Here is a 26,757-nt window from a genome sequence, read left to right as displayed (position 1 = left end):
ACTGAGGTAAATTTGATACGCCTTGCACCACTACGCCCTTTTAGCTTGATTGAACAACGAGTAAAAGTTGTTAGTTGTTGCTTCGGCTAACTCGTTAAAAGTAAGCCCTTTTAACTCAGCGATGTAGTAAGCTACATCTTCAACGTAGGCTGGTTGATTTATTTTACCACGATAAGGAACAGGCGCTAAATAGGGTGAGTCTGTTTCAATTAATAAGCGATCAAGCGGGATTTGCTTTACAACATCTTTTAGCTCAACGGCATTTTTAAACGTAACGATACCCGAAATCGAGATATAAAAGCCCATATCAATGGCTTTTTTGGCCATTTCCCAGTTCTCTGTAAAGCAGTGTAATACACCACCACAATTCTCTGCATTATGCGCACGCATTAGATTAATGGTGTCTTCTTTGGCATCACGAGTATGAATAATTAGCGGCTTATTGAGCTCATTAGCAACCTCGATATGACCAACAAAACTTTCTTGCTGAACTATATGGGTGTCTTTTGAGTAATAGTAATCTAGACCGGTTTCACCTATCGCAACCACTTTATCGTGGCTAGCAAGTGAAATAAGTTTTTGCTTATCGAGCGAGTCTTTTTGATCAAGTGGGTGAACGCCGCATGATGCAGAAACATCTGGATAGTGTTTGATTTTATCCAGCATCGTTGGGAATTGATCTAAAGTGACACTCACGCACAAGAAATGTTCAACTTTCTTTTCGCGAGCATTTTCAAGTACTTGGTCTAAATTAAGGTCGAGTTTATCGAAATCGAGCCTGTCTAAATGGCAATGAGAATCTACAATCATGGTACTACTTTTATTACATGGTATAGGTCGGATTGCCAGAGTTTAACATAGTACCCAAAAGTTTTTCGATCTTCGCATTCAAATTCGTTTTGTCATCAATAAAATTCACACCGATACCCGGTGGATTTGAACTTTGAGCACCTTGCGGGGTGATCCAAGCAACTTTACCTGTCACTACATCGTCTTCCAATGCATCAGGTAAAGTAACTTTTAATGCAAGTGAATGGCCCATTTCAAAACGCATATTAGTGCGAACAAATAAACCACCATTTTTTAAGTACGGCATGTAACAGCGATATAATTCTTCTAAGTCTTCAATATCTACTAATAATTCTTGCACGATGTATCCTAATTTTGGCTTTCACGTAATGAAAACGCTAACTTCGAAATGGCCAGCGACATATTTAAACCTAGCACATGCGAGCTATTATACAGAAATTCTGCTATGGCTTGTTGTGCTTTTTGGTAGCTGAAAAAATCCATCCCTAATACTAATTTTTTCTTTAAGTGTTCTGTTAAAAACAGAACAAATACATTAATCAAGGTACTATCTTTGCTAAGGATCTCGACTAAAGCACTGAAATTATCGCTGTCTTTTAACTCAGTTGCAAATTTATAGAGGGAATCTATTGAGTCTAATTGTTTTTCATTATACCAATGCTCAATAAGCATTGGCTGCTCTACAAATAGTTCTAACCAAGAATAATGAGGTATATTAAATTCACCCAACCATTTTTTAGCTAAGCTAGGATTTACCTTTACCTCATGAACTGCACAGCGGCTTAAAATTGTGGCTGGCAATAAAGCCAGTTGTTCACAGGTTAAAAGCAGGTATCGATTTAAACTGGGTTCTTCAAGAGTTTTTAACAAGGCATTTGCGGCTGCGGTAGTCATTTTATGACTGTGTTCAAGTACCACCACTTTATTACCATTTTGAGCTGATGAATGATTGATAAAATCTGTAATTTCACGCACTTCATCAACACCAATAGTTTGGCCTTCAGCCTTTACAACGCGCTTGTCGGGATGTGTGTTTGCTCGGTTTAATTGACAGCTTTTACATTTTCCACAGGCAATTAGGTTGTGGGCATTAGAGCACAGTAACGCATCAGCTAACATATCAACTAGCTCACGTTTTCCTACACCGATATCGCCATTAAATAACTGTGCATGATGGAAACGTTGCTGCGAATAGCTTTGAGCTAATTGCTGATATAAAGGTTCAAGCCATGGCAAAGGCATGCTAATTGACACCTTTGAAGAATTCATCAAGCACACTGGTAATAGCTGTATGCACTTCAGGCATGGTTTGATTAGCATCTACTGTTTTGATGCTGTTGTCAGTGCTTGCAATTTCAAGATAACGTTCTCGAGTGCGCTCAAAAAAGCCTAAAGCTTCTTGCTCTATACGGTCTAGTTCACCACGTCCTTTTGCACGTTCAAGACCCACTGCAGGTTCAATATCTAAATATATCGTTAAGTCTGGTTTTAAACCCTTTAGCACCATATCAGCTAAAAAAGAAAGTTGCTCTTGTTCAATCCCACGACCACCCCCTTGATACGCTTGCGATGAGAGATCATGACGATCACCTAACACCCAAGTGCCCTTTTTAAGTGCTGGAGCAATGACATTAGCAACCAATTGCGAACGTGCCGCATACATAATTAACAGCTCAGTTTCAGAAGTGACTGTTTCTTGATGAGCCTGTTTTACGATACTACGTAGTTCTTCTGCCATGGGTGTTCCACCTGGCTCACGTACATTGATAAATTCGATCTGCTTATTTTCTAAATAAGCTTGGCACACGGCAATTGCCGTTGATTTTCCAGCCCCTTCAAGGCCTTCAATCACTATAAATTTCGCTGTCATATGACTCTATTCTGGTTGTTAATTCAATTGATACTGTTTAACTGCGCGATTATGTTCTTGTAACGTTTTCGAAAATTGATGGCTGCCATCTCCCTTCGAGACAAAATACACGTACTCAGACTCAGGCGGATTAACTGCCGCAAGTAGCGCTGCTTTCGATGGCATGGCTATTGGTGTTGGCGGTAAGCCTTTTATTTTATATGTATTATACGGTGTATACGTTGTTAAATCTTTGCGCTTAATATCACCATCAAAATCCGCACCTATACCATAGATAACTGTCGGATCGGTTTGCAAACGCATATTGGTTTTTAAACGATTAGTAAATACCGCCGAAATTAATGGTCGCTCAGAAGCAAGGCCGGTTTCTTTTTCAATAATCGACGCGAGAATTAAAGCTTCATAGGGTGAGTTTAAAACTAAATCTGGCGCTCTTTTTTGCCATGCAGCCTCTAATTCTTGCTGCATTTTGCTGTATGCGCGTTTTAATAAGCCACTGGCGCTATCTTCACTATGGTAATGATAGGTGTCTGGGAACAACCAGCCTTCTAAATTTTCTTGCGTACTACTTATCTGCGTAGCTAAATTTTCTGGATCTAAATCTTGTGTTAAATGAGCTTGTTTTGCTATGTTTGCCACCACTTCACGAAGAGGTTGCCCTTCAATAATAGTGAAACTAAAGCTTACTTGTGCACCTTCATTGATACGGCGAATATTATCAATCACAGCACTTGTATCAAGCTCATACAGACCCGCTTTTAAATCAGTAAGAGTCGGATCTAATTTAGCGAGTATCTGAAATTTAAAGCAGCTATCAACCCATTGTTTTGCTTGCCATGCTTGGCAGAGTTGATTAAAGCCAGTGCCGCGCTCTACTTTAAATAAAGTACTGTTTTCAACTTTTAACGGCATTTTTAGTGCTGATTGAAGCTGTTGATAGCCAATACCACAACATAGCAATGCTAATAACAGCACGCTAACAATGACTTTTATCACGTATTCTCCTTGGCAAACTGCGCCGCTAATAGCGCGTTACTGCGTACAATATCAAACTGTGTATCAGCAATGCTTGTAACCGGAACCACACCCATTAAACTGTTGCACATAAATACGGCATCCATAGCTAGCAACTCATCCAGTTGGATTGCTTTAAACTCAATGGCTAACTTACCACATAAAGCGTTTAGATAAACCCCTGTAATACCGCAGCCATCTAACTTGGGTGAAACGATTTTACCGTTTTTAATGGCGAATATATTTGCAGCTGAGCACTCAATCACATTATTTTTATAATCAAGCACCACAACGTCATCACACTCAACAGTATGCATGTGCTTTTTAATAAGTACTTGCTCTAGACGATTTAGGGTTTTTAGTCCAGCAAGTAACGGTTGGTATGCAAGTCTCACGTCACTTATTGCTAATTTAACGCCCTGCTGTTGCCAGGATAGATAGTGTGAAACCGGAGGTAATACAGTGATAAGAGCTTGGATATTGGGCGTATCTGGTAAACCATAACCACGACCACCTGCGCCACGAGTGACGACTATTTTTAAAATACCCGTTTGTGTATCACTAATTGCTTGGTTAACTTCACACTCAATTGCGGTTAAATCTAATTCCGGGAAAAATAGCCTTTGCGCGCATTCTTCTAAACGCGCTTTATGTAAATCCCAGTGCTCAACCTCTGAGTCCACCACTGAGGCAGTCGTGAAAAAGCCATCGCCATAATTTAAGCCACGATCTTGTGTGCTTATTGTGGTGTCTGGTGTGGTTATTTTTATTGTTTGTTTTAATTTACTCATACAAAAAAGCCCAGTTAAACAACTGGGCTCTTCTTTTTAGTCCGTTGTTAAAAAGAATTATACCTTTTTAAACAGCAACGAGCCATTAGTACCACCAAAACCAAATGAATTACATAGTGCGTAATCCAATTTAGCGTCACGTGCAGTGTGCGGTACATAGTCTAAATCACAACCTTCATCAGGGTTATCAAGGTTAATTGTAGGGCTTACTTTCTGGTCAACAAGTGACAAGATAGTAATAATTGACTCTACTGAGCCTGCTGCACCTAACAAGTGGCCCATCATTGATTTAGATGAACTTACCATCACATCTTTCGCTGCATCACCAAAAATAGTTTTAACGGCTGATGTTTCGGCTTTATCGCCTGCATTAGTCGATGTACCGTGAGCATTAATATAACCAACTTGGTCTGCATTAACTTGTGCATCGTTTAATGCATTTTCCATCGCAAGTGCTGCGCCTGCACCGTCTTCAGGTGGAGAAGTCATGTGATATGCATCACCACTCATACCAAAACCTACCAGTTCAGCGTAGATTTTCGCACCACGTGCTTTTGCATGCTCATATTCTTCAAGTACGATAACACCGGCACCATCAGCAAGAACAAAACCGTCACGGTCTTTATCCCAAGGGCGTGATGCTGCTTGTGGATCGTCGTTACGTGTTGATAGTGCACGTGCCGCATTAAAACCACCCATACCAATTGGTGTAGAGGCTTTTTCTGCACCACCGGCTACCATTGCGTCTGCATCACCGTATGCAATCATACGCGCAGCATGACCAATATTATGTAAGCCTGTTGTACATGCTGTAACAATTGAAATGTTTGGACCACGTAAACCATGCATAATCGATAAATGGCCCGAGATCATATTGATAATAGTCGAAGGCACATAAAATGGTGAAAGCTTACGCGGACCACTATTTAGTAGTTTAATGTGGTTTTCTTCGATTAACGTCAAACCACCAATGCCAGAACCCACTGCAACACCAACGCGCGTGGCGTTTTGTTCAGTGATCTCTAGACCAGAATCTTGTAGTGCTTGTACACCCGCTGCAATGCCATATTGGATAAACAAATCCATTTTCTTTGCATCTTTCGGTGACATGTAAGCTGATGCATCAAAGTCATTCAGCAAACCTGCGAATTTGGTGCCGAAACTTGAGGTATCGAAATGTGTGATAGTTTGAATACCACTTTTACCGTTTAACAAACCTTGCCAAGTAGATTCAACATCATTACCTAGCGGTGTCAACATTCCTAAGCCAGTTACGACGACTCGACGTTTAGCCACGGGTTGCCTCCAATAAGGAAATTATTTTAGGTAGGTGTAAACCAAATTATACCAATAACGTTATATCGCGTCATTTGAAGAAAAAGCTAAATTGGTAATATGGCAAAAGTTTCATTGTTAGTGATTTTGAATCAGAAACTTCCACTACATTGTTGCTAGGCTTCACCTTCATAATTAGCAATTTTTACTGCTAATTGGTAATAATTAGTATCATTCTATAGATAGACTAAGGGCAGCTAAACGCTGCCCTTAAAAATCAAAATGCGTAAAATTACTCAGCGTGAGCTGTAACGTAATCGATTGCAGCTTGAACTGTAGTGATCTTTTCAGCTTCTTCGTCTGGGATCTCAGTGTCGAACTCTTCTTCAAGAGCCATTACTAGTTCTACAGTGTCAAGTGAGTCAGCACCTAAGTCGTCAACGAAAGAAGCTTCATGTTTTACTTCTTCTTCTTTAACACCTAGTTGCTCAATGATAATTTTCTTTACGCGTTCTTGGATGTCGCTCATTCTTCTTTCCTTTAATAAAAACGCCAATGCGTTATTTTCAGATTGCGGCGTAGTTTACGCCGCATAATTCTGTGATTCAAGGATTTGCTGATAATTACTTATCTGGTCAAACCTCTTGCTTGGTATTTGTTCATTTATCGCTTATTTTCATAGCGAATTCAAGTATGTTTAAAGCAAGATCACAAAAAATTCAACAATTTTCGATAATCTTTCGTTAGCAAATTTTTGCCAACTTTCATTAAACCATGTACATCGCGCCATTTACGTGCAATGTTTCGCCTGATACATACGCAGCAGCGTCAGATGCTAAATAACACACTGCAGCAGCAATTTCTTCAGGTTGACCTAAACGACCAGCAGGTACATTTGCAAGCGTAGCTGCTTTTTGCTCATCAGTCAGCTCATCTGTCATGTCCGTTTGGATAAAACCAGGCGCTACTACATTAACTGTAATACCACGTGAGGCAACTTCGCGTGCTAATGACTTAGTAAAACCAATAACACCCGCTTTCGCCGCGGCGTAGTTTGCCTGACCCGCGTTACCCATAGTGCCCACTACAGAACCAATATTAATGATACGGCCATTTTTCTTTTTCATCATAGGGCGTAATACAGCCTTTGATAAACGGAAAATTGAGCTTAAGTTAGTGTCGATGATGTCATCCCATTCACCGTCTTTCATACGCATTAATAAGTTATCACGGGTGATACCCGCATTGTTAACTAATACGTCAATATCACCTAAATCAGCCTTAATTGCAGCAAGTGTTGCCTCAATCGACTCAGGATCGGTTACGTTAAGAGCATAACCTTTACCGTTGTCACCTAAGTATTCACTGATTTTAGCAGCACCTGATTCGCTTGTTGCAGTACCCGCTACTTTTGCACCTTGTGCAACTAACGTGTTTGCAATTGCTTTACCAATACCACGGCTTGCACCAGTGATTAGGACAACCTTGCCCTCAAGAGAAAATAAATTTGTCATTCTATTCCTACTTATTTCGCTTCATCAATCGTAGCTTGCGTATTAACCGCAGCGCATACCATTGCTTTATCAATTCGTTTCGCAAGACCCGTTAAAACTTTACCAGGGCCAAACTCATAGCTTTGTGTAATACCTTGTGCAACCAATGCTTGTACTGTTTCAGTCCAGCGTACTGGGCTGTATAGTTGACGTACTAATGCATCTTTAATTCCTTCGCTTGATTGCTCAGCTTTTACATCAACGTTGTTGATTACATCACACTTAGGTGTATTAAATGTTAAAGCAGCTAAATCAGCAGCTAATTTTTCAGCGGCTGGTTTCATTAGTTCACAGTGAGAAGGTACGCTAACTGCAAGTGGTAAAGCACGTTTAGCGCCGGCTTCTTTACATGCTTCTGATGCACGCTCAACCGCCGCTTTGTGACCTGCAATTACAACTTGACCTGGAGAGTTGTAGTTTACTGGTGAAACAACGTCACCATTTGCTGACGCTTCACAAGCAGCTTTAATTTCATCATCACCTAAACCGATGATTGCAGCCATAGAACCAACACCCGCAGGTACTGCTTCTTGCATGTATAAACCACGGTTCTCAACAAGTTTAACGGCTTCGCTTAAGCTTACAACGCCAGCACAAACAAGGGCTGAATATTCGCCTAAACTGTGACCGGCCATAACAACATCAGCTTCAGGGTTTGCGTCTAACCATTGACGGTAAATAGCAACACTGGCAGTAAGAAGTGCTGGTTGTGTACGATGGGTTTGATTTAATTCTTCTTCTGGACCATTAAGTACAAGTGCAGCGAGATCATAGCCAAGTGCTTCAGATGCTTCGGCGAATGTTGCTTTAGCAATTTGTGAATCAGCTAATAGTTCAGATAACATGCCCACAGCTTGTGAGCCTTGACCTGGAAATACGAGTGCAATTTTATGTGCCATACTTTGCTCTTATAATTAAACAAAAAAATATTCATCAGTAGGCAGCATAACAAGTTTTAACTATGCTGCACTACTTTGTTGTTGGATGTGTTTGCTCAAAAATCGCAGCGATTTTTTCAGGGAGTTGGCGTTCGACTTCCCGCGCGGCTTCATCAATAGCAGCATGAAACGCCTTCGCAGAGGCATTACCATGGCTTTTAACAACAATACCGCGCAATCCTACCAGACTTGCGCCGTTATACTGGTCGGGGTTCACCCGCTTGTAGAGTTTTTTTATCACTGGACGTAATAAAAATGCTAAACACTTGTATAAGAAATGTTTGTGTAAGGCTTTGGTGAGTTTATGCATAATGAGTTTGGCAATACCCTCACAGGTTTTTAATGCCACATTACCTACAAATCCTTCGCAAACTATAACATCGGCTTTGCCACTGAAAATATCACTACCTTCACTATAACCTGTGTAATTAAGATATTTACACTGCTGCATTAACTGTGCAGCCTGTTTTATTCCTTCGTGCCCTTTTATGTCTTCAGAGCCAATATTCAATAAACTAACTCTAGGATTTTCACAACCTAGAGCTTGCCCTGCTACCACAGACCCCATAATGCCAAATTGATAAAGTGTTTGTGCATCACAATGCACATTGGCACCTAAATCTAACAAATAGACAGGGTTTTTACGTTCAGTTGGAACAGCAGAAATTAATGCAGGGCGTTTTACGCCTGGAAGCATCTTTAATACATAATGCGCCATAAAAAATAAAGCGCCCGTATTACCAGAGCTTACACATGCTTGCGCTTCACCCGATTTAACTAAATCAAGGGCAACTCGCATTGAAGAGTCTTTTTTAGAACGAACTGCTAAAGCGGGTTCACACGCATTAGTAACGACTTCGCTACAATGACGAATAATTAAACGAGGGTGTGAAACAGAATCGAGTGCTTCGAGTTCTTTTAGAATAACCTGCTGATTACCACATAAGATGAGTCTTAAGTTGGTATTCGCATTAACTGCGTTTACTGCAGCGGGGATAGATGAACGGGGGCCGTAATCGCCCCCCATCATATCTAACGCTATGGTTAGATTGGTCAGCATATAGCAATCTCTTAGTTAGAAATTACTTTAACGCCTTTATAGTAACCGTCAGCAGTTACGTGGTGACGACGGTGAGTCTCACCAGAAACTTGATCTACAGTTAAAGTTGGACCACTGATCGCATCGTGTGAACGGCGCATGCCGCGTCTTGCACGAGACTTTTTGCTTTTTTGTACAGCCATTAGTCTTCTCCTAAGAATCTTTCTTAAGTTGTTTCAAAATATCAAATGGATTTGGTTTGTCATCTTTTGCCGCTAATTTACCAAAGCTGGCAGGCTCTGATGAATAACTGCACGAGGTTTCGTTGTGTGTAGGCACTATTGGAATAGCCAAAATCAATTCGTCTTCGATTAACTCAAATACGTTGATTTCACCGTTTTCGTCCAGTTCTACTTCATCGTAACCTGCAGGTAGATGATCTGACTCTGCATCCAAACCAACTGGCGAATACACAAAGTCTTGTTCCAAATCCAACCCTAATTCACCATTGCAGCGTTGACAAGTTACAGTTACATGTGTTGATAAGTTTCCACTTATTACCACTAAACCTTGCTCATCAATTTTGCAATGAATCTTTACCGCTATTTCACCTGCTTCTTCCTGCACAACTTGCTCTAAACGAGAAAGTTTTTCAAGCTGTACAATACCGTCATACGTTAAACGATTTTGTGCTGCTTTGCTGGGATGAAGAGTGATGGGAATTTTCACCTTTTGCATAGGGGCTGCATCATATAGATAGTTAGTAAGTTAGTCAAAGTAAAAAACCATTTTTAGCCGGTTTTTAACGATCTTCTGCTTTGTTTTCGGATTCAATGTGGCTTATCCTTGGCAAAATACAATTTTCATCCAGAATTTATTATGAAACCAACACTTATATTAGCGTCAAGCTCACCATTTAGACAGCAATTATTAACTAAATTCAATCTACCTTTTGAAAGTTTCTCTCCAGATATTGACGAAACCCCTTTTAAAGCTGAAACACCCGAGCAATTGGTAGCGCGTTTAAGTGAACAAAAAGCCCGTGAAGCAATAAAGCATTTTGATAAAGGTTTAGTTATAGGCTCTGATCAGGTTGCGGTATTCAGCAATACAATTTTAGGTAAGCCTCATATTAAAGAGAATGCTATTAAGCAACTATCGGCATTTAGTGGCCATACAGTGACATTTTTAACGGGTTTGAGTGTATTTGATATAAAAAGTGGTAAAGCAATTACCACCGTAGTGCCCTTTGATGTGACATTTAAAACACTCACATTTGAGCAAATTAATGCCTATTGTGATGCTGAACAACCATACAATTGTGCTGGAAGCTTCAAAAGTGAAGGGTTAGGTATTTGCCTATTTGAAAAACTCAGTGGCGATGACCCAAATACACTTATAGGCCTGCCACTGATCACATTAACTAAACTACTGGCTGAGTTTGGTGTTGATGTGTTGACGCTGCAAGGGGCGTAGTTAAAACCTGCAATAGTTGTTGGTATGAATCAACAACACATAACGGCGTATGTTTTTGTAACTGCGCCGGGCTATGAGCGCCAAAACTAACACCAATACAGGCAATACCTGCAGCGTTAGCCATTGCCATATCGAGTTGGCTATCGCCAATCATTACGGCATCACGTTTAGCTATACCCTGCTCGTGCAAAATTTGCTCAAGCATGTCCGGTGATGGCTTCGACTTAGCATCATCTGAGCATTTTACATTTACAAAGTACTGACCAAGACCTGACTCATTAAGTAATCTGTCGATGCCTTCACGCCCTTTACCGGTAGCCACAGCGAGTTGCATGCCAGCCTCGCTTAGCTGCTTTAGCACAGTTTCTACATCTGCAAATAGCGGCGTAGTTGTTACATCCAACTCACGATACTGCGCTTTATAACTTGCCACTAGCTCATCGTTTAAATGTGCATGGGCAGGAAAAAGCACTTCAGCTGCTTTTGCCAGCGACAAACCGATAACATCCTTGGCTTGCTGTTCAGATGGAATATCAATTCCTAATTCACGAGCCGTATTACGCAAACAGTTGACGACTTTTGGCACTGAGTCCATTACAGTGCCATCCCAATCAAAAATAACTAACTTAAACTTGTTCATTATCTGCACGTAGCTTTTTGATACAGTTTTGAAGTGCATTATCTAATGGCGCTTCAACATGCATAGTCGTTTCATTTTTAGGGTGCATAAAACGCAAATCATGGGCATGCAAGAATAAACGATTCAATCCAGTTAACTTATTCACGTACTGATCAAACTCTGCCACACCGTATTTATCATCACACGCAATTGGGTGGCCTTTGCATTGTGTATGCACACGAATTTGGTGTGTACGGCCAGTAACTGGCGATGCTTGTACTAATGAGCATTCAGCATAACGCTCAAGGACACGAAAACGTGTATGCGATGGTTTACCCTCGGTATTATCTACACGCACTACTCGCTCACCTGATTTTAAAGTGTTTTTACGAAGCCCTTCGGTGACGTTTTTAGTTTTCGCATCCCATTGGCCATCAACAAGTGCCCAATAGTTTTTTTCCATGGTTTTTTCGCGTAACTGCTTATGTAAATCAGTAAGCACTGAACGACGTTTTGAGATAAGTAAACAGCCTGATGTGTCGCGGTCTAATCGATGGACAAGCTCTAAGCTGCGCTCTTCAGGACGAAGCACACGTAGTGCCTCGATTAAGCCATAGCTTAAGCCACTGCCACCGTGAACAGCCATTCCTGAAGGTTTGTTAATAACCATTAAATACTTGTCTTCAAACAAAATCGCATCTTCAAGTTGTTTAACTTTATCAAGTTTCTTCGGAACGAACTCTTCCTTTTCAGCGACTTTAATAGGCGGAATGCGAACAACATCGTTAAGTTGTAATTTGTAAACAGGTTTAATGCGTTTTTTATTTACTCGCACTTCGCCTTTACGAAGGATTTTGTAAACTGCACTTTTAGGCACACCTTTTAGGTGGGTAATAAGAAAGTTATCAATACGTTGACCTAGATGGTCTTCACTGATGGTAACAAACGAAACTTGTAAGCCGGTTTTTTCTGACATTGCCTAATCACTGATTTAAGTAAATAATTTAGTTGCTAACCCGGTTGTATTAGTGGGATAATCGCCGCTGCGAACATAAGTTTGCAAGTAACAACGGTGCTTTTATCACATTAATACATTCGTGATGCATATTCTGGGTTGCCGATCATACAGATCCGCGCTAAGTTTTCCAAAGCTTTTATAATTACCCAGCCAACACGAGCGTTCAATTATCGGCGGTGCGCGTAATATATCGCCTGAATAATTTGAGCACGAATGTTGATTAATGAACATAAAAAGCAATTGAACAAGATAAATTGACTGATAGTGACAACGTAACATCGTCATTCAGAAGCAGCTGTTGTAGCAAGACATTGAATAAAAATTGAAATCTGGTCGACTTCAGGACAAAACTCGTAAATTAAAACCGCAAAAAATGCGGCAGTTTTGGCACCAAATAGAATCTAATAACATGACAGCATGTTATTGTCTGCCACACTATACTGATGCTCAATGTAAGCAAACAACCTAGGGTTTTGACTTTACCCAGTCGTGAGACTGCACAAGAATAACCGTCAAATACCACTGAACAGACGATTTTACTTCGTCATGTCAGCGACAAAATTAGTAGAGTAACAATATGAAACGTATGCTAATCAATGCGACGCAGCAAGAAGAAATGCGCGTTGCACTGGTTGATGGCCAGCGCCTGTATGATTTAGACATAGAGAGCCCGGGTCACGAACAAAAAAAAGCAAATATTTACAAGGGTAAAATTACCCGTATCGAACCGTCACTAGAAGCTGCCTTTGTAGATTATGGCGCTGAAAGACATGGTTTCCTTCCACTTAAAGAAATAGCTCGCACCTACTTCCCACAAGGCTATACATTCCAAGGCCGTCCGAACATTCGTGACGTGATCAAAGAAGGTCAGGAAGTTATCGTGCAAGTTGATAAAGAAGAGCGTGGCCAAAAAGGTGCTGCGTTAACAACCTTTATCAGTGTTGCTGGTAGCTATTTAGTACTTATGCCGAACAACCCACGTGCAGGTGGTATTTCTCGCCGTATCGAAGGTGATGAGCGTACTGAACTTAAAGAAGCACTAAGCCGTTTAGAACTTCCTAAAGGTATGGGCTTAATTGTTCGTACTGCAGGTGTTGGTAAGTCTTTTGAAGAGTTAGAGTACGACTTAAAAGCATTATTGGTGCATTGGCAAGCTATTCAGCAAGCAGCTGACAGTGGCCCAGCTCCGTTCTTAATTCACCAAGAAAGCAACGTAATATTCCGCGCGATTCGTGACTATTTACGTCGTGATATTGGCGAAATATTAATTGATAAAGCACGTGTATTCGAAGAAGCGAAAGCGCACATTGAGCGTTTCCGCCCAGACTTCATGAGCCGCGTAAAGCTTTATCAAGGTGATGTACCGCTATTTACTCATTACCAGATAGAAAGCCAAATCGAGTCAGCTTTCCAACGTGAAGTTCGCTTACCATCAGGTGGCTCAATTGTTATTGATCCAACTGAAGCGTTAACATCTATCGATATTAACTCGTCAAAAGCCACTAAAGGCGGTGATATTGAAGAAACTGCGCTTAATACAAACTTAGAAGCAGCAGACGAAATTGCGCGTCAATTACGTTTACGTGACTTAGGTGGTCTTATTGTTATCGATTTCATCGATATGACCCCACCACGTCACCAACGTGAAGTTGAGAACCGTTTAAAAGATGCCGCTCGTCCTGATAGAGCACGTGTTCAAATCGGTAAGATCTCACGCTTTGGTCTACTTGAAATGTCGCGTCAACGTTTACGCCCTTCATTAGGCGAAGCGAGCCAAGGTCCATGTCCTCGTTGTAATGGACAAGGTACGATTCGCTCAAACGAATCAATTGCTCTGTCTATCCTTCGCTTAATCGAAGAAGAAGCAATTAAAGACAACACATCACAAGTTAATGCACAAGTGCCTGTTGCTGTTGCCGCTTACTTATTAAACGAAAAGCGTCGTAGTGTTCAACGCATCGAAAAGCGCCACAACGTTGATGTAGTGATCATTCCTAATCAACACATGGAAACGCCACATTACGAAGTAATTCGCTTACGTAAAGACGAAACAATCGAAACAGTGAGCTACGAGCAAGTTGTTGCGCCTGAGCCAGAAGCATTTGAAATGGCTAAAGCGCCTACAGCACCAGTTCGTGAAGAGCCAGTTTTAAAAGGTGTCGTTATGCCGACTACACCGGCTCCTCAAGCAGCACCTAAAGCTGAGCAAGCAACTCCTGCAGCTAAAAAGTCTGAAGGTGGTTTATTTGCTGCAATTGGTAAGTTCTTCAAATCGTTATTTAGCACTGCTGAAGACGAAACAGAGAAAGAGCAAGAAGAGAAAAAGGCAGCACAAAGACGTAGCAATAATCGTCGCAACAACGATAACCGTCGTCGTAGCAACAATCAGCGCCGTCGTAACTCTCGTAACAAACGCCCTGAAGACGCACAGGCTAAAGAAGAAAATACAAATACTTCAACACCTGAGCAAAAAGAAGGTAACGAAAATCGTAACAAGCGTCGTCGTAATTCTAACAACAGAAAGCGTAATGAAAAACGCACTGATGATGTAGAGCAAACGACAAAAGAAACGGCACAAGAAACACAGTCTGAGCAACCGAAGGAAACTAAACCAAAGGTTCGTCGTCAACGCCGTAACTTGCGCAAGAAAGTTCGCGTTAAAGACGAAAATGCAGATGATGCTAATTCAGTACAAACTAATGAACCGGTAGAGCAAGCACCAAAAGCTGAAAAACCAGCTAAGCCTGCAAAAGAATCGGCTGCAGTTGAGACTGAACAAGCAGAGCAACAAGTTGCTGAATCACAAGTAAAAGCTGAACCTGTGAAAGCTGACGCTGAGCCAAAACAAACAGAGCAAGTTGAATCTGTAGTTGAAGCATCAACTGATGAAGAACAAGCTCAACCTCGTACTCGCTCTCGTCGTTCACCGCGTCATTTACGTGCCGCTGGTCAACGTCGTCGTCGCCCAGAGCAAGACGAAAAATCAAGTGATGCGAAAAGTGACGCACCTGCGTTTATTCCAGTTGCAGATCAAGCCGCTGCAGAGTATGAAGCTGAGTTAAAAGCAAAGCAGTCACAAACTGAACAGCCAGTACAAGCTGAAGAACCAGTTAAAACTGAAGAGCCAGTACAAGCTGAAGAATCAGTTAAAGCTGAAGAACCAGTTAAAGCTGAAGAACCAGTAAAAGCTGAAGAGCCAGTTAAAGCTGAAGAGCCAGTTAAAGCTGAAGAACCAGTTAAAGCTGAAGAACCAGTAAAAGCTGAAGAGCCAGTTAAAGCTGAAGAGCCAGTAAAAGCTGAAGAACCAGTTAAAGCTGACGAACCAGTACAAGCTGACGAACCAGTACAAGCTGACGAACCAGTTAAAGCTGAAGAGCCAGTACAAGCTGAAGAGCCAGTACAAGCTGAAGAACCAGTAAAAGCTGACGAACCAGCACAAGCTGAAGAGCCAGTACAAGCTGACGAACCAGTACAAGCTGAAGAGCCAGCACAAGCTGAAGAGCCAGTAAAAGCTGAAGAGCCAGCACAAGCTGAAGAGCCAGTAAAAGCTGAAGAGCCAGTTAAAGCTGAAGAAGCTAAACCAACACCTAACAATGAAAAAACAATGTTAGTTAAAGGTTCAGCAAGCGCAGCAATGGCAAAACCAGCGCCAGTTGCAGACAGCGAGCCACAACCTACTCCGGCGGCTATGGCACATGATAAACGTGACGCTATTCCTGATAGTGGTCTACGCCCAGGTTCAGTTAAACCTGCAGGTAGAGCGCGAGCAGAAATGACGAAAACATTATCTACTGACTAGTTGATAGCTATATAAAAAAGCCGCGTTATGAAACGCGGCTTTTTTGTTTTAGATGTACACTAAATCTCGATTTTTTGTGTGCCGATGGCACTGGCGTATCCGCCCACTAACACTTTTCTTACGCCCTGCTCATCCGAGTAAACACTTGTAGAAATATGTGAGCGACAGCCCATTGCTCGACCTTGTTCAAACTGAAAATGGTTTTCTTGCTGAACAAATACATGTTTAGTTAAATAGCAAGCAAGCGCACCATTGGCACTCCCCGTTGCTGATTCTTCAGGTATACCAACCAAAGGAGCAAAATTACGACAACTTGCTGTTAGCCCACTTTCGCTCTCTAAAAGCTCAAATGCGTGAACACCGATCACTTTATGTTGTTGACAAAATTCGCTCAGCGCTTCTTCATCAATAGTCATTTTATCTAAGTAGCCATTAGGCACAGCAACGATAATATCAGGCAAGCCTGTGGTTATTATGTCAATTGGTAAACCTGTTGCTGCAAGTATAGTTTCATCAAGCCCTAATAAGCCTGCAAGGTCACTATAAGAAAAGCCACCAAGATATTTTGGTAAAGCTTGCTCCATAGTAATTTTGCCGTCTTCGGCAATTGTGACGCCTAACAAACCCGCTTTTGTTCGCTGAGTATAATAACCTGGTTTTAATAAACCCTTTTCATAAAACGTAGCGAACACCGCAAGTGTTGCATGGCCGCAAAAATCAACTTCTTCTGTTGTCGTGAAAAATGATACTGCAAAGTCAACTTCATGATCTTGGGCTACAAATGCCGTTTCTGAAAAGCCAACTTCTTTTGCAATCTTCAATTTTTCTGTATCTGAAAGATTGTCAGCATTTAATACCACACCTGCAGGGTTGCCACCTGTTCCCTCTGCGGTAAATGAATTAACTAAAAATGCAGTTATTGTCATTACTTTTTCCATACTTAAGTTAAAAACTAGGATCACCGCACAAGCTTAAAATATATCGTTATGCAACTAGTGCCTTGTTAGTTGAGATCCAAATTGGCTGATTTTTATATATTACCTGAAATAAAAACACGAGTATAAGCCAAATAGTAAAAGCACAAAAACACTAAGATGCGTCGGTTTTTTAAGGTTTAATTCTTACTGTTCTGAATCTGACATCGAAATTATCGCTACACCCATACATCATTTGTGGCAGTCAATTGCCCACCCGCATTACCTGTATTTACAACCCCTTTGGGTTCAACAAGCATTATTTTGCATTCGCTGTTTGCTTTTGGTTTATGCTCAACACCCTTAGGAATTACAAATAACTCACCAGCTTCCAAAGTCACAGCGCCATCCCTAAACTCAATTTCAAGTATCCCTTCAATAACTATGAATACTTCATCAGTATCAGGATGATCATGCCAAACAAACTCTCCTTCAACTTTAGCGAGTTTGAATTGATAGTCATTCATTTCGGCAATGACCCGTGGCGACCAATGTTCAGTGAATTTAGAAAACTTATCTTTAAAGTTAACTGCTTCGTAAGTCATCGTTTCTCTTCTCCAAAAGGCTCTTTGCGTAAGTCAAATTCACAAAACAACATATCATTTATCACTTCATCTTGCTGAACAAATGAAAGTTTATTTAAAAGCTTAACTGACGCGGTATTTGATTTATCAACACCAGCGATAAGCTTATGCCATTGTGGGTGGGTATAAACCAAGTTGATAAAGCCATGCAGTAATTCAAATGCAAGGCCCTTCCCCCAATATTGCTCAGCTAATAAGTAACCAATATGGGCATTTGGGTTATCGCTATATACAAACAAGAACCCTATAATTTCACTTTCTGAAGACTGCAGCATTAATAAATGGCATTCTTTAAGCATTTTATTAAGCCACTCTTCAGCCGCTAATTTAGATTCTATGCCTTGAAAATAACTCGGTAAATTTGCAACTACAGCGGGGGTTAATATCGAAGGTAAAGCTTTAACTAGAGCAGTACGCTCTGATTTAGCTGCATTAGAATTTACTTCAATGACATTTAATCTTGCAGTGTTAAATGAAAGAGTCATTTACCCTCTATGATCTTCAGCCATAAAATTACTTTTAAATATAAAAGCATGAGGAGTGTCACCGTTTTCTCGCAGATATTGCAATCTTTCTAATACCTCTTGAGGGGTTGGAATATGGTTATCTTCAATCCACCATAAAACATAGCTATCTTCTTCTAAACGGTGAAACCATTCACCTTTTCTGTGCATAAAATCTCTGTGGTGAGTGCGAAACATAAAGATTTTTAGATCATCAGCGCTTTCCCACACAGACATATTGATAATCATATTCAGATCATCAAATAGTTTAATATTAGTGGCATCAGCTGATTTATCTTTCAATCACCATACAAAAGCAGCATTACTTTCAGCAACGCCATTTATTAAATCGAGATTATCAACAAAATCTTTTATTTTTGGCACATCTAATGGATATTTAGCTAGTGCAATATTTAGCTGGGCAAGTTTCATTTATGTTCCTAATCACTTCTCTTTCTTAATTGCTATAAATTCTACAATACCTATTTATAGCATAAGCTCAAAATCAATCCTCTAGCTCAGGAATTTTAACAAACAATGGCCTATCATTTTTATTCGTATGAGTTTCGAATTTATCTCTTAAAGGTTGCCAAAACCTATTATAATTGTAACCAAACAAAGAGCGTAGAAGCTTTATATCAACTTCATTGTTTTCTATTAATCCAGCTATCATTTTATAAAAAGCTGCGACTCTATTTAGTGCTATTAAATCATTATCTGTAATATTCACTAACTCTGATGGTTTTTCATTAGATTGATACTCAATAATTAAGTCTTCCCAATCATAATTATTTTTAGGTAAGTCTAAAAACTTCTCCCACATGAACATTCTAACCTGAACAAATGAATGATCTTGATCAAAATCTTTAGCCAACTGTAATGTGTTATTTATTTTCCTATTCCTTTGATTAATTCGAAAGTTGACAATCACAGCAATACTACCAATTATCGATGTGAACCCAGCCGAAATTAAAATTGCGATATAACTTTCCATTTACACCCATCTCATCAGCAATTAATCGTAATCTGAAAATAATCTATTTATAATTAACTATAAACCCCCAGCCACATTAAAAAATAAAAAAAATTTAATATTAGCTATAAAGAATTAATTTAATTTTATTCTACAACCTCTAATGATTAGGGAAAAATTTAAATACTCTTTTCACTTAACCACTCTAAAAACTTTTCTGAAAAGGCTGACAGTATCTAGCAGATCCTTTCAACTATTTGCCGCTACAAAACTATAGTGGTGTAATGTTTCTTCCTTGTACGTAATAGTGATTTAAGTACCCAAAAAATAAAACACCCAGCAAGTGCTGGGCTAAAAACTATTCTCTCTCAGCTTATCGCTTGAAGCTTGAGTCAGATTAACTTTCTTCTTGCTCCATAAAGCGCTGTAGCTGATCTTTAAGATTAGGTGGAATACCTTTGATCACAAGGGTATCGGTTGCTTCGTTATACATTACGCGCTCACCTAAGTGTTTACGTTCAAAGCTCACGCTAACACCGCCGCCCATACCTGAAAACTTAACCATGCTGGTAACTGTTTTCTTATCAACAGGGAACGACTCTTCTAAGTCATAATTTTGTTCTTGGCAAAAGCTTTCAAATGGGCTGTCGTCACTTTTTGATAATGTCGCAGAAAGTGCTTTAACATTGGCATCTTCACCTGTAGTTACACAATCATTACAGTAATCAAAAACTTGTTTGCGTAGCTCGTCTTTTTCTGACTTATCGTATTGTTGCTCAGATAAGTAATCTTCTACGGCATTAAGCATAACTTGGCTTTGCTGTTTCGGGTCAATGCCCTCTTCACAACCTAAAAAGTCTAAGAAGAAGTCTGCTACTTTACGACCAGCACGACCTTTAATAAACGACACATAGCGATTATCTTCTGGTTGCGCATCCCACGCTGTTAAATCTACACGTGCAGCTAATTGCATACGCGAAATATCTAAATGACGTGATGACGCTAGATCAAGCTCAGAAGTAATTGAGTAGTGCTCTTTAATATTAATCATGGCAATTAACAAAAAGTCACTCGCAACATACTGATAATGGCAAAAAACTAAATAACCCGTTTCGTTGAAGGCATACTTATTTAGCTCTTCTTTTAGCACATTTGTCGCTTGCTCTGTCATGTGCCAAAAACCAAGCTCGTTATTACGGTAGCTTTGCATAGCTGATGCAACAATACTGTTTTTCTCGCCACTGAATGCGCAATAACCTTTACCCGGCTTACCATTGTATGCATGGTGTAGCTGTTCAATAAAAACGGCCACTTTATCGTTAACAACCATCTCATCATTGCGTAAATGAATATCTGTGTCGTCATCTTTTTTGTCTACATAATGAACGACTAATTTTTTAACATCTATTGTCATCTTTGTTTTTCACGCCTCTGGTGTTAAAATACGGGAATATAACTCTTTTTACCGAACCAACTGATGCCTATCATATCAAAATATTCTAATGAGCAAGTAGAACAAATCGTTGATCAGCTGATCGATGTACTAACAGAGCACAAAGCGCCTGTTGATTTAAGCCTTATGTGTTTAGGAAATTCTATCACGCATATTTTAAAAGAGCATGTACCATCAGAGAAAAGACAAGCGGTTGCCGACAATTTCGCCAAAGCATTAGCTCAGTCGGTTAAATAAGATTTATGAATTTATCGCAACAAAGTCAATTCTCATCAAAAGTAAGTCAGCTTCTAAGTTGGGGACATTGGTTCACCTTTGCAAACATAGGCTTAGTACTATTTATTAGCGTAAGCTACTTAGTTGCAGACAGTGCACCAACCACCTTTATGGGCTATTTATACATGCTCGTAACTTGGTTAAGCCACACCAGCTTTATTACTTTTATTGCCTTTGTTTTGACGATATTTCCATTAAGCTTAGTGTTTCCATACCCTCGGCATATCCGAGGGATGGCGGCTATTATCGCAACGCTTGGTGCTTCATTATTGACACTTGATGCCTATGTGTATTTCAACTTGGGTTATCACTTAAATACATCTGCACTACCCGAAATTGTGTCTTTGCTTTGGCACCGCTTAACAAGCTCACCTGCTCTTACCACGATTCTAGCGGGTGGTATTGTACTTTTAATTTTAGCGTTTCAGTTATTAGTAAGTAACTATACATGGCACCACTTAGCACGCTTAAAGCAATATAAATTTCCGCGTTATGCGACAAGCACGATTCTAGTGTGTTTTGCACTGAGCCATAGCATTCATATTTGGGCTGATGCCAACTTAAAGTTCGACATCACTAAACAAGATAATGTATTGCCATTGTCTTATCCAACAACGGCAAAAAGCTTATTAGCTAAAAATGATTTACTAGATATCGAAAGCTATAAAGAAGCGCATGATGTTAGATTAGACCCACACAACATAGATTACTTAGCACCTACTCCACTTGCTGAATGTAAGGCTGACTCAAGTGCCACAATTGATATTTTGGTATTTGAAAACAATAACGCTCTTGAGCAATTTGTTAGCACTGAACCTGCACTTCGTAAGACAGACTTGTTCTTACAACCTATCGAAGCTGAAGACACGTTATTTAGTTTAGTGTACGGCCTACCAGCATTTTACAAAGCCCCGATTCTAGACAAACAGCAACTCCCTGTTTGGCTTGCAGATAATCGCTCAATACAAATTAATGGTTTTGAACAATTCGAATTTATTAACAACGAAGATATAAATCCGGCTATTCGTCTTATTCGCGCGGATGAAACTACACGCCCACGTGAAGCAGCAAATGCCGTTTTTGCCTTTAGTTTAGCTAATAACAGCAATGGAATTGTCACAGCCTCACGCTTATACAGCTCAGACAAAAAAGTGGTGCAAACTGATGGTCTTATCCAACCAAGCGATATCATTGCCACAAGTGTTGGCCATTATTTCAGCTGTAATACGCTCGCAAAGCAAACTATGCTGGGAAGCAATTTATATAAACGCCATGATGATACCGGTGTTAACTATTCTCAAGATGTTTTCATTGCCTTTAAGAAAGACCGAATTACTCTGATTGACTCTGATGGTAATTTTAAAAATATTTCTGCTGCACAAGGTTTTGCGATTGAGCAAAGACTTGATGTCCCGTTTTTGGTGCAAAGTATTAAAAAACTAAAACGTTATACGCCTTAGTGATTATTGATAAATCATTATTACGAGCTAGTTTTAAATATACCCACACACAGCCCTTTTACTGATTTAGGAGACATGGATGTCATGAAAACTATAATCACTTTTTCAATAATAGTTTGTTTGTTGACTTGCTCCCTTTCATCACTTGCTGCAACAACTGAATACTATAAGTGCGTCACAGACAGAGGCACCGTTTTTAGTGAATACCCCTGCGGTAACCGTGCAACCAAGCACAAAATCCACGTTACCGATCCCGACATTAAAGCACCTAATAATTATGTTAAAGAGCTGAATGAATTAGAGCGCCAGCAAATTATTAGAGATCTCGAAGCAGAGATCCGTAGTTATAAGTATCGTTTAGATATTTTGAGCCGCGATCGAGATAGAGCGCAATATCAACAAGAACAACGCTTAAATAGAAGGTTGTCAGATAAAAAAGCGAAAGAAATTAACAAAGACATAAATAAACAGCTTAAAGCAATTAATAAGCAATACGTGCGAGACGTGAAAAACATTAACAAAAAAATCGTAAACTTAGAGAAAAAACTCGCTCGATATAATTAAATACACTTTACTATTGGGTTTGAAGAATAAATAACATATTCTTAACACTTATAGAGTTATTGCTCTATTTTGGTATAAGTAAGGAGTTTATATGCAGCCACAACACATTGCAGAGTTAATTTTATCTGGGTTTCGCAATCACTATAAACTCTTTCAAGCAATTACTGCTAAAGCGCCACTCGCGTTTGCACAGCGTGATTGGCAAAAAATAAATGAAATAAGCAAACTCAGAATTAGCCATTACGATGATCGGGTTAACGAAACCATTGCTAAGCTCAAATCGCTTAATGAACAGCAAATTATTACCTTAGACCAAACCTGCTGGCTTGAAACCAAACAACTTTATCAGCAATTTTTGCGCTTTCACCCTCAAGCAGAACTCGCCGAAACCTTTTACAACTCAGTTTTTTGTCGTTTATTCCATCGCCGTTATTTTAATAATGACTTTATATTTGTAAAAGCAACGCTAGCAGATGCCCCAGCATTGCCAATGGAAGCCGAATACCGTAGTTACCACCCGGTTGTTGATGGTTTAAGACCTACTATTCGCAAAATTATTAACCAGTTTGATTTTAAAGCCTCCTTTGTTGATTTAGAACGCGATATTCGCTTGCTGGTAAAAGCCTTTTATAAGCAAGCGCCCGATACACATCATCAAGCATGGCAAATGCGCTTTGATATACTGCAAGCCCCTTTTTACCGTAACAAAGCCGCTTATATTGTTGGCCGGGTCGTTTCAGAAAGTGGCGTACAGCCATTTATTATTGCGGTATTGCACCACGAAGACAAAGGCCTATACCTTGACGCCCTACTTACCAAATCATCACAAATGCGGGTTATCTTTGGTTTTGCGCGCGCTTATTTTATGGTTGAAACCCATGCACCATCTGCGTTAGTGCGCTTTTTAAATCAGCTTATGCCTAATAAAACACTGGCAGAGCTTTACAACGCCATAGGTTTTCATAAACAAGGTAAGACCGAATTTTATCGTGAGTTTTTAAGTCATTTAGATCATTCAAATGACCAGCTCGTTATAGCCCCCGGTACACCAGGTATGGTAATGATGGTATTTACCCTGCCCTCGTTTGGCTATGTATTTAAAGTCATTAAAGACACCTTTGGTGAAAGCAAACCCTTTGGCCGCGATACCGTATTAAAACGCTACCAATTAGTAAAAAGTCATGATCGTGTCGGTCGCATGGCCGATACCATAGAGTATTCGAACGTCGTATTTCCACTAGCCCGATTTGATAGTAAATTACTTGAAGAGTTACATAAAACCATTGGTTCTTCGATGATTATTGAAGGCGAATGGCTAATCATCAAGCATTTATATATTGAAAGACGGATGACACCGTTAAATCTTTATCTTGAAAATGCCAGTGAGCAACAAGCTTTTGAGGCAATAGAAGAATATGGCCAAGCCTTAAAAGAAATGATCGCCGTTAATATTTTCCCAGGCGACATGCTGTTGAAAAACTTTGGGGTGAGTAAACATAATCGCGTTATTTTTTATGACTACGATGAAGTTCAGTATCTAACCGATATGAATTTTCGTGCCTTACCTAAGGCCAAAACGTACGATGATTACCTAACCAATGAGCAAAGCTACTCTTTGGCACCACAAGATGTGTTTCCAGAGCAATTATGTACCTTTGTGACAGCAAACCCGGTGTATAAGAAATACTTATTGAGTACACACCCAGAGCTTGAAGATCCAGCCTATTGGCGACAAGCACAATACAACTTTAAGCAAGGTGTAGTAAGCCATATTTACCCATACCCTGCTGCACAACGATTTATCCATTATTGGTAAACACCAAGGACACAGAATGAATATTAGTAAAATAGATTTAAACTTACTTGTTTACCTAGATACTCTTCTCAGGGAATGTAATGTAACCAAAGCAGCTAACCAGCTTAGCATTACCCAGCCAGCAATGAGTAATGGCTTAAAACGCTTACGTAATTTATTTAACGACCCAATTTTGGTGCGTACCAGTGAGGGTATGGTACCGACAGAGCGTGCAAAAGAGTTACAGCCAGTGATCCGCGGCATATTAATGACCCTTGAAGAAACACTTGCACCAAACCGCGAGTTTGAAGCATCACAAAGTAAACGTGTTTTTCGCATCATGGCCAGTGACTATGCAGCAAGTACCCTTGCCCCACGCTTGTTAAGTAAATTACACGAAGAAGCCCCTGATACCACACTCGATATTTTGACCCCAAGTGATGTAACCTTCCACGATGTTGAAAACGGTAAAGTGGATATGGCTATCAACCGCTTTGAAAACTTACCGCAATCGTTTCACTATAAGCAAATTTGGAAAGACAGCTTTTGTTGCCTAGTAAAAGCAGATAACCCGATTATTAAAGACTTTAGCCTCGACAGCTATTTAAAAGCGCGCCACATCTGGGTAAGTAAAACAGGCTTTGGTGTAGGTGTTGGTATGGACCCTAAAGATGTGCAAAAGCTAGGCTGGGTCGATGAGGCGCTCGCTCACTTTGGTAAACACCGTAATATTGCCACCTTTACCCGTAACTACCACGTTGCCATTCACTTAGCGAAAGAACAAAACTTGGTTGCAACCTTACCATCAAAAGCAGCAAATATTTATTTAGACGATCCGGGCCTTAAAATTCTTGAGCCGCCATTCCCTATTCCGCCATTTGAGCTCGATATGATTTGGAGCCCGCTATTACACCGTGATGCAAGCCATATTTGGTTACGCCAAAAGGTTGCAGAAGTGGCCGACGAGCTTAAGTAAGATTTTACCCACCAAATTGTAATTATTGCTGATAAGCAAAGTATTAACTTAGCTTATCAGCAGGTTCCGTCCTATTAAAAACCAACAACCACCTGAAATAAATCAACTTTATATTTAAGTAATGAACTGGAATATGCTTTGCAAGTATCTAATTGCATTGTTTTTAATATTCAAAAAGAGGTCATTATGAATACTCATCAAGGACAAGACGTTCATCATATTGCAGATATCATCCAAGTTATGAATAGCGGTATCGATTTTTATGAAAAAGCTCAGGAAAAAGTAACCGACCCAAGCATTATTGCCTTATTTCAACGCATGATAGATGCGCGTAAAGTAAGTGTTGAGCGCTTACAACCTTATGCTATTAACGAAAATGGCGAGCGCGAAAATGGCTCTGATTTTGCTGTAGAAGCACGTAAAGCCTATACATCACTAATTACTAAACTAGGTGCCGACAAAAACGCCACCTATGTTAGCGAACTTGAAGAAGTTGAAGATAAAACACTAGCTGAAATCAAACATGCGCTTAAAAAACCACAACCCCATGATTGTGAAGCCGCGTTATCAAAAACCCTGCTGACAATTCAAAGTTGTCATGCCGAAATGAGTAAAATGAAAAAGCATTAAATTGTGAGAGTGCAAAGCCCAGTTAAGCTGGGCTTTTATCTGTTTAGGTAAGCGGTTTATATCTCATCTGAGAGTTTATCTATTAGGTTGGAGGTTTATTTGAAAGGCAACTAAGAGCTAACCCACCATCCATGCCAAAGTTCGACTAAGGTCCAATAGCTGACATAACTCGTTATTGCCCCAAAATGTGTTAAGGCGAATTACTCAAAAGAGCGAACTTCGGCCATTCAAAATTGCTTTTCTATTTCGTAAAAGTATATTGCTCGCATAGTCAAGAAAACGACCCAATCGCTCGTTTTTGTTCCGTGACAAAAGCTAAAACCACTGTGTTTTAGTAGTATTGGCAATTAGTTAAGAAGTTTGTTAC

28 protein-coding genes and 1 pseudogene are annotated in these 26,757 nt (G+C 40.0%); 8 read left to right on the top strand and 21 right to left on the bottom strand.

Annotation, left to right across the window (positions count from 1 at the left end):
• Positions 1 to 30: 30 nt before the first annotated feature.
• The 13 genes from AAEU31_RS13480 to yceD form a co-directional block, all read right to left on the bottom strand.
• Positions 31 to 810, bottom strand: a complete 780-nt coding sequence (locus AAEU31_RS13480; RefSeq protein ID WP_421967486.1) for a TatD family hydrolase — start codon at positions 808 to 810, stop codon at positions 31 to 33.
• A gap of 13 nt (positions 811 to 823) precedes the next feature.
• A complete protein-coding gene (locus AAEU31_RS13475; RefSeq protein ID WP_054554720.1) occupies positions 824 to 1,150 on the bottom strand; it encodes a PilZ domain-containing protein in 327 nt (108 codons plus the stop codon).
• Positions 1,151 to 1,158: 8 nt separating this feature from the next.
• Positions 1,159 to 2,052, bottom strand: a complete 894-nt coding sequence (locus AAEU31_RS13470; RefSeq protein WP_421967485.1) for a DNA polymerase III delta subunit-related protein — start codon at positions 2,050 to 2,052, stop codon at positions 1,159 to 1,161.
• A 1-nt stretch (position 2,053) separates the two neighbouring features.
• On the bottom strand, positions 2,054 to 2,680 hold the full coding sequence (gene tmk, locus AAEU31_RS13465; protein ID WP_421967484.1) for a dTMP kinase: 627 nt from the start codon (positions 2,678 to 2,680) through the stop codon (positions 2,054 to 2,056).
• 18 nt (positions 2,681 to 2,698) lie between these two features.
• On the bottom strand, positions 2,699 to 3,676 hold the full coding sequence (gene mltG / locus AAEU31_RS13460) for an endolytic transglycosylase MltG (RefSeq protein WP_421967483.1): 978 nt from the start codon (positions 3,674 to 3,676) through the stop codon (positions 2,699 to 2,701).
• Positions 3,673 to 4,485, bottom strand: coding sequence for an aminodeoxychorismate lyase (gene pabC, locus AAEU31_RS13455; RefSeq protein WP_421967482.1), 813 nt, complete (start codon positions 4,483 to 4,485; stop codon positions 3,673 to 3,675). Before pabC ends, mltG begins: the two co-directional genes overlap by 4 nt.
• A gap of 57 nt (positions 4,486 to 4,542) precedes the next feature.
• Positions 4,543 to 5,781: a beta-ketoacyl-ACP synthase II gene (fabF, locus tag AAEU31_RS13450; protein ID WP_135924341.1), complete on the bottom strand. Its 1,239-nt coding sequence runs from the start codon at positions 5,779 to 5,781 to the stop codon at positions 4,543 to 4,545.
• Between the two features lie 271 nt (positions 5,782 to 6,052).
• Positions 6,053 to 6,289 carry an acyl carrier protein gene (gene acpP / locus AAEU31_RS13445; protein WP_016707440.1) on the bottom strand — a complete coding sequence of 79 codons (237 nt, stop codon included), beginning with the start codon at positions 6,287 to 6,289 and terminating at the stop codon, positions 6,053 to 6,055.
• Between the two features lie 238 nt (positions 6,290 to 6,527).
• Entirely contained in the window at positions 6,528 to 7,274 is a 747-nt protein-coding gene (gene fabG / locus AAEU31_RS13440) for a 3-oxoacyl-ACP reductase FabG (RefSeq protein ID WP_063704919.1), read from the bottom strand.
• An 11-nt stretch (positions 7,275 to 7,285) separates the two neighbouring features.
• A complete protein-coding gene (gene fabD, locus AAEU31_RS13435) occupies positions 7,286 to 8,212 on the bottom strand; it encodes an ACP S-malonyltransferase (RefSeq protein WP_421967481.1) in 927 nt (308 codons plus the stop codon).
• Positions 8,213 to 8,282: 70 nt separating this feature from the next.
• Positions 8,283 to 9,311, bottom strand: coding sequence for a phosphate acyltransferase PlsX (plsX, locus tag AAEU31_RS13430; RefSeq protein ID WP_135924339.1), 1,029 nt, complete (start codon positions 9,309 to 9,311; stop codon positions 8,283 to 8,285).
• A gap of 11 nt (positions 9,312 to 9,322) precedes the next feature.
• Positions 9,323 to 9,493, bottom strand: a complete 171-nt coding sequence (gene rpmF, locus AAEU31_RS13425; protein WP_036967969.1) for a 50S ribosomal protein L32 — start codon at positions 9,491 to 9,493, stop codon at positions 9,323 to 9,325.
• Positions 9,494 to 9,503: 10 nt separating this feature from the next.
• Positions 9,504 to 10,028: a 23S rRNA accumulation protein YceD gene (gene yceD, locus AAEU31_RS13420; protein WP_421967480.1), complete on the bottom strand. Its 525-nt coding sequence runs from the start codon at positions 10,026 to 10,028 to the stop codon at positions 9,504 to 9,506.
• Positions 10,029 to 10,169: 141 nt separating this feature from the next.
• On the opposite strand from yceD, the gene AAEU31_RS13415 reads away from it, so the two are divergent.
• A complete protein-coding gene (locus AAEU31_RS13415) occupies positions 10,170 to 10,766 on the top strand; it encodes a Maf family protein (RefSeq protein WP_421967479.1) in 597 nt (198 codons plus the stop codon).
• Here the strand turns inward: AAEU31_RS13415 and AAEU31_RS13410 are convergent.
• Positions 10,714 to 11,406, bottom strand: a complete 693-nt coding sequence (locus AAEU31_RS13410) for an HAD family hydrolase (protein WP_421967478.1) — start codon at positions 11,404 to 11,406, stop codon at positions 10,714 to 10,716. The two genes, AAEU31_RS13415 and AAEU31_RS13410, sit on opposite strands and share 53 nt — an antisense overlap.
• The gene (rluC, locus tag AAEU31_RS13405; RefSeq protein WP_138558443.1) at positions 11,393 to 12,361 is read right to left on the bottom strand and encodes a 23S rRNA pseudouridine(955/2504/2580) synthase RluC; all 969 of its coding nucleotides are present in this window, start codon (positions 12,359 to 12,361) and stop codon (positions 11,393 to 11,395) included. Before rluC ends, AAEU31_RS13410 begins: the two co-directional genes overlap by 14 nt.
• A 619-nt stretch (positions 12,362 to 12,980) precedes the next feature.
• On the opposite strand from rluC, the gene rne reads away from it, so the two are divergent.
• Positions 12,981 to 16,202 carry a ribonuclease E gene (rne, locus tag AAEU31_RS13400; RefSeq protein ID WP_421967477.1) on the top strand — a complete coding sequence of 1,074 codons (3,222 nt, stop codon included), beginning with the start codon at positions 12,981 to 12,983 and terminating at the stop codon, positions 16,200 to 16,202.
• Positions 16,203 to 16,261: 59 nt separating this feature from the next.
• On the opposite strand, the gene AAEU31_RS13395 is transcribed toward rne, so the two are convergent.
• From AAEU31_RS13395 to yejK, 6 genes and pseudogenes are all read right to left on the bottom strand, one after another.
• Positions 16,262 to 17,128 carry a PhzF family phenazine biosynthesis protein gene (locus AAEU31_RS13395; protein ID WP_421967476.1) on the bottom strand — a complete coding sequence of 289 codons (867 nt, stop codon included), beginning with the start codon at positions 17,126 to 17,128 and terminating at the stop codon, positions 16,262 to 16,264.
• A gap of 227 nt (positions 17,129 to 17,355) precedes the next feature.
• Positions 17,356 to 17,721 (bottom strand): cupin domain-containing protein, encoded by a 366-nt coding sequence (locus AAEU31_RS13390; protein WP_421967475.1) that lies wholly within the window; start codon positions 17,719 to 17,721, stop codon positions 17,356 to 17,358.
• Complete coding sequence (locus tag AAEU31_RS13385) at positions 17,718 to 18,245, bottom strand: GNAT family N-acetyltransferase (RefSeq protein WP_421967474.1); 528 nt, start codon at positions 18,243 to 18,245, stop codon at positions 17,718 to 17,720. Before AAEU31_RS13385 ends, AAEU31_RS13390 begins: the two co-directional genes overlap by 4 nt.
• A pseudogene (locus AAEU31_RS13380) lies at positions 18,246 to 18,695 on the bottom strand (DUF3291 domain-containing protein). It abuts the gene before it with no gap.
• Positions 18,696 to 18,768: 73 nt separating this feature from the next.
• Positions 18,769 to 19,257, bottom strand: a complete 489-nt coding sequence (locus AAEU31_RS13375; RefSeq protein WP_421967473.1) for a DUF4760 domain-containing protein — start codon at positions 19,255 to 19,257, stop codon at positions 18,769 to 18,771.
• A gap of 376 nt (positions 19,258 to 19,633) precedes the next feature.
• The gene (yejK, locus tag AAEU31_RS13370) at positions 19,634 to 20,650 is read right to left on the bottom strand and encodes a nucleoid-associated protein YejK (protein WP_421967472.1); all 1,017 of its coding nucleotides are present in this window, start codon (positions 20,648 to 20,650) and stop codon (positions 19,634 to 19,636) included.
• 63 nt (positions 20,651 to 20,713) lie between these two features.
• Between yejK and AAEU31_RS13365 the strand changes: the two genes are divergently transcribed.
• From AAEU31_RS13365 to AAEU31_RS13340, 6 genes are all read left to right on the top strand, one after another.
• On the top strand, positions 20,714 to 20,926 hold the full coding sequence (locus tag AAEU31_RS13365) for a YejL family protein (protein ID WP_036967930.1): 213 nt from the start codon (positions 20,714 to 20,716) through the stop codon (positions 20,924 to 20,926).
• A 5-nt stretch (positions 20,927 to 20,931) separates the two neighbouring features.
• Complete coding sequence (locus AAEU31_RS13360) at positions 20,932 to 22,425, top strand: DUF3413 domain-containing protein (protein WP_421967471.1); 1,494 nt, start codon at positions 20,932 to 20,934, stop codon at positions 22,423 to 22,425.
• Positions 22,426 to 22,509: 84 nt separating this feature from the next.
• On the top strand, positions 22,510 to 22,989 hold the full coding sequence (locus AAEU31_RS13355; RefSeq protein ID WP_295510385.1) for a DUF4124 domain-containing protein: 480 nt from the start codon (positions 22,510 to 22,512) through the stop codon (positions 22,987 to 22,989).
• Between the two features lie 91 nt (positions 22,990 to 23,080).
• On the top strand, positions 23,081 to 24,805 hold the full coding sequence (gene aceK, locus AAEU31_RS13350; RefSeq protein WP_421967470.1) for a bifunctional isocitrate dehydrogenase kinase/phosphatase: 1,725 nt from the start codon (positions 23,081 to 23,083) through the stop codon (positions 24,803 to 24,805).
• A 16-nt stretch (positions 24,806 to 24,821) separates the two neighbouring features.
• The gene (locus tag AAEU31_RS13345) at positions 24,822 to 25,760 is read left to right on the top strand and encodes a LysR family transcriptional regulator (protein ID WP_054554698.1); all 939 of its coding nucleotides are present in this window, start codon (positions 24,822 to 24,824) and stop codon (positions 25,758 to 25,760) included.
• A gap of 186 nt (positions 25,761 to 25,946) precedes the next feature.
• The gene (locus AAEU31_RS13340; protein ID WP_054554697.1) at positions 25,947 to 26,390 is read left to right on the top strand and encodes a ferritin-like domain-containing protein; all 444 of its coding nucleotides are present in this window, start codon (positions 25,947 to 25,949) and stop codon (positions 26,388 to 26,390) included.
• Positions 26,391 to 26,757 lie beyond the last annotated feature (367 nt).

It is taken from the genome of Pseudoalteromonas thalassia (genome assembly GCF_049257215.1).
GTDB lineage: Bacteria > Pseudomonadota > Gammaproteobacteria > Enterobacterales > Alteromonadaceae > Pseudoalteromonas > Pseudoalteromonas lipolytica_C.
Note: the sequence above shows the minus strand (reverse complement) of the source record. Positions and strands in the feature narration are given on the sequence as shown.

Excerpts from the sequence above, each read along its gene's own strand:
- AAEU31_RS13480 (WP_421967486.1), bottom strand. The coding sequence starts at position 810 with ATGATTGTAGATTCTCATTGCCATTTAGACAGGCTCGATTTCGATAAA.
- AAEU31_RS13470 (WP_421967485.1), bottom strand. The coding sequence starts at position 2,052 with ATGCCTTTGCCATGGCTTGAACCTTTATATCAGCAATTAGCTCAAAGC.
- tmk (WP_421967484.1), bottom strand. The coding sequence starts at position 2,680 with ATGACAGCGAAATTTATAGTGATTGAAGGCCTTGAAGGGGCTGGAAAA.
- pabC (WP_421967482.1), bottom strand. The coding sequence starts at position 4,485 with ATGAGTAAATTAAAACAAACAATAAAAATAACCACACCAGACACCACA.
- acpP (WP_016707440.1), bottom strand. The coding sequence starts at position 6,289 with ATGAGCGACATCCAAGAACGCGTAAAGAAAATTATCATTGAGCAACTA.
- fabG (WP_063704919.1), bottom strand. The coding sequence starts at position 7,274 with ATGACAAATTTATTTTCTCTTGAGGGCAAGGTTGTCCTAATCACTGGT.
- fabD (WP_421967481.1), bottom strand. The coding sequence starts at position 8,212 with ATGGCACATAAAATTGCACTCGTATTTCCAGGTCAAGGCTCACAAGCT.
- plsX (WP_135924339.1), bottom strand. The coding sequence starts at position 9,311 with ATGCTGACCAATCTAACCATAGCGTTAGATATGATGGGGGGCGATTAC.
- rpmF (WP_036967969.1), bottom strand. The coding sequence starts at position 9,493 with ATGGCTGTACAAAAAAGCAAAAAGTCTCGTGCAAGACGCGGCATGCGC.
- yceD (WP_421967480.1), bottom strand. The coding sequence starts at position 10,028 with ATGCAAAAGGTGAAAATTCCCATCACTCTTCATCCCAGCAAAGCAGCA.
- AAEU31_RS13415 (WP_421967479.1), top strand. The coding sequence starts at position 10,170 with ATGAAACCAACACTTATATTAGCGTCAAGCTCACCATTTAGACAGCAA.
- AAEU31_RS13410 (WP_421967478.1), bottom strand. The coding sequence starts at position 11,406 with ATGAACAAGTTTAAGTTAGTTATTTTTGATTGGGATGGCACTGTAATG.
- rluC (WP_138558443.1), bottom strand. The coding sequence starts at position 12,361 with ATGTCAGAAAAAACCGGCTTACAAGTTTCGTTTGTTACCATCAGTGAA.
- rne (WP_421967477.1), top strand. The coding sequence starts at position 12,981 with ATGAAACGTATGCTAATCAATGCGACGCAGCAAGAAGAAATGCGCGTT.
- AAEU31_RS13395 (WP_421967476.1), bottom strand. The coding sequence starts at position 17,128 with ATGACAATAACTGCATTTTTAGTTAATTCATTTACCGCAGAGGGAACA.
- AAEU31_RS13390 (WP_421967475.1), bottom strand. The coding sequence starts at position 17,721 with ATGACTTACGAAGCAGTTAACTTTAAAGATAAGTTTTCTAAATTCACT.
- AAEU31_RS13385 (WP_421967474.1), bottom strand. The coding sequence starts at position 18,245 with ATGACTCTTTCATTTAACACTGCAAGATTAAATGTCATTGAAGTAAAT.
- AAEU31_RS13375 (WP_421967473.1), bottom strand. The coding sequence starts at position 19,257 with ATGGAAAGTTATATCGCAATTTTAATTTCGGCTGGGTTCACATCGATA.
- yejK (WP_421967472.1), bottom strand. The coding sequence starts at position 20,650 with ATGACAATAGATGTTAAAAAATTAGTCGTTCATTATGTAGACAAAAAA.
- AAEU31_RS13365 (WP_036967930.1), top strand. The coding sequence starts at position 20,714 with ATGCCTATCATATCAAAATATTCTAATGAGCAAGTAGAACAAATCGTT.
- AAEU31_RS13360 (WP_421967471.1), top strand. The coding sequence starts at position 20,932 with ATGAATTTATCGCAACAAAGTCAATTCTCATCAAAAGTAAGTCAGCTT.
- AAEU31_RS13355 (WP_295510385.1), top strand. The coding sequence starts at position 22,510 with ATGAAAACTATAATCACTTTTTCAATAATAGTTTGTTTGTTGACTTGC.
- aceK (WP_421967470.1), top strand. The coding sequence starts at position 23,081 with ATGCAGCCACAACACATTGCAGAGTTAATTTTATCTGGGTTTCGCAAT.
- AAEU31_RS13345 (WP_054554698.1), top strand. The coding sequence starts at position 24,822 with ATGAATATTAGTAAAATAGATTTAAACTTACTTGTTTACCTAGATACT.
- AAEU31_RS13340 (WP_054554697.1), top strand. The coding sequence starts at position 25,947 with ATGAATACTCATCAAGGACAAGACGTTCATCATATTGCAGATATCATC.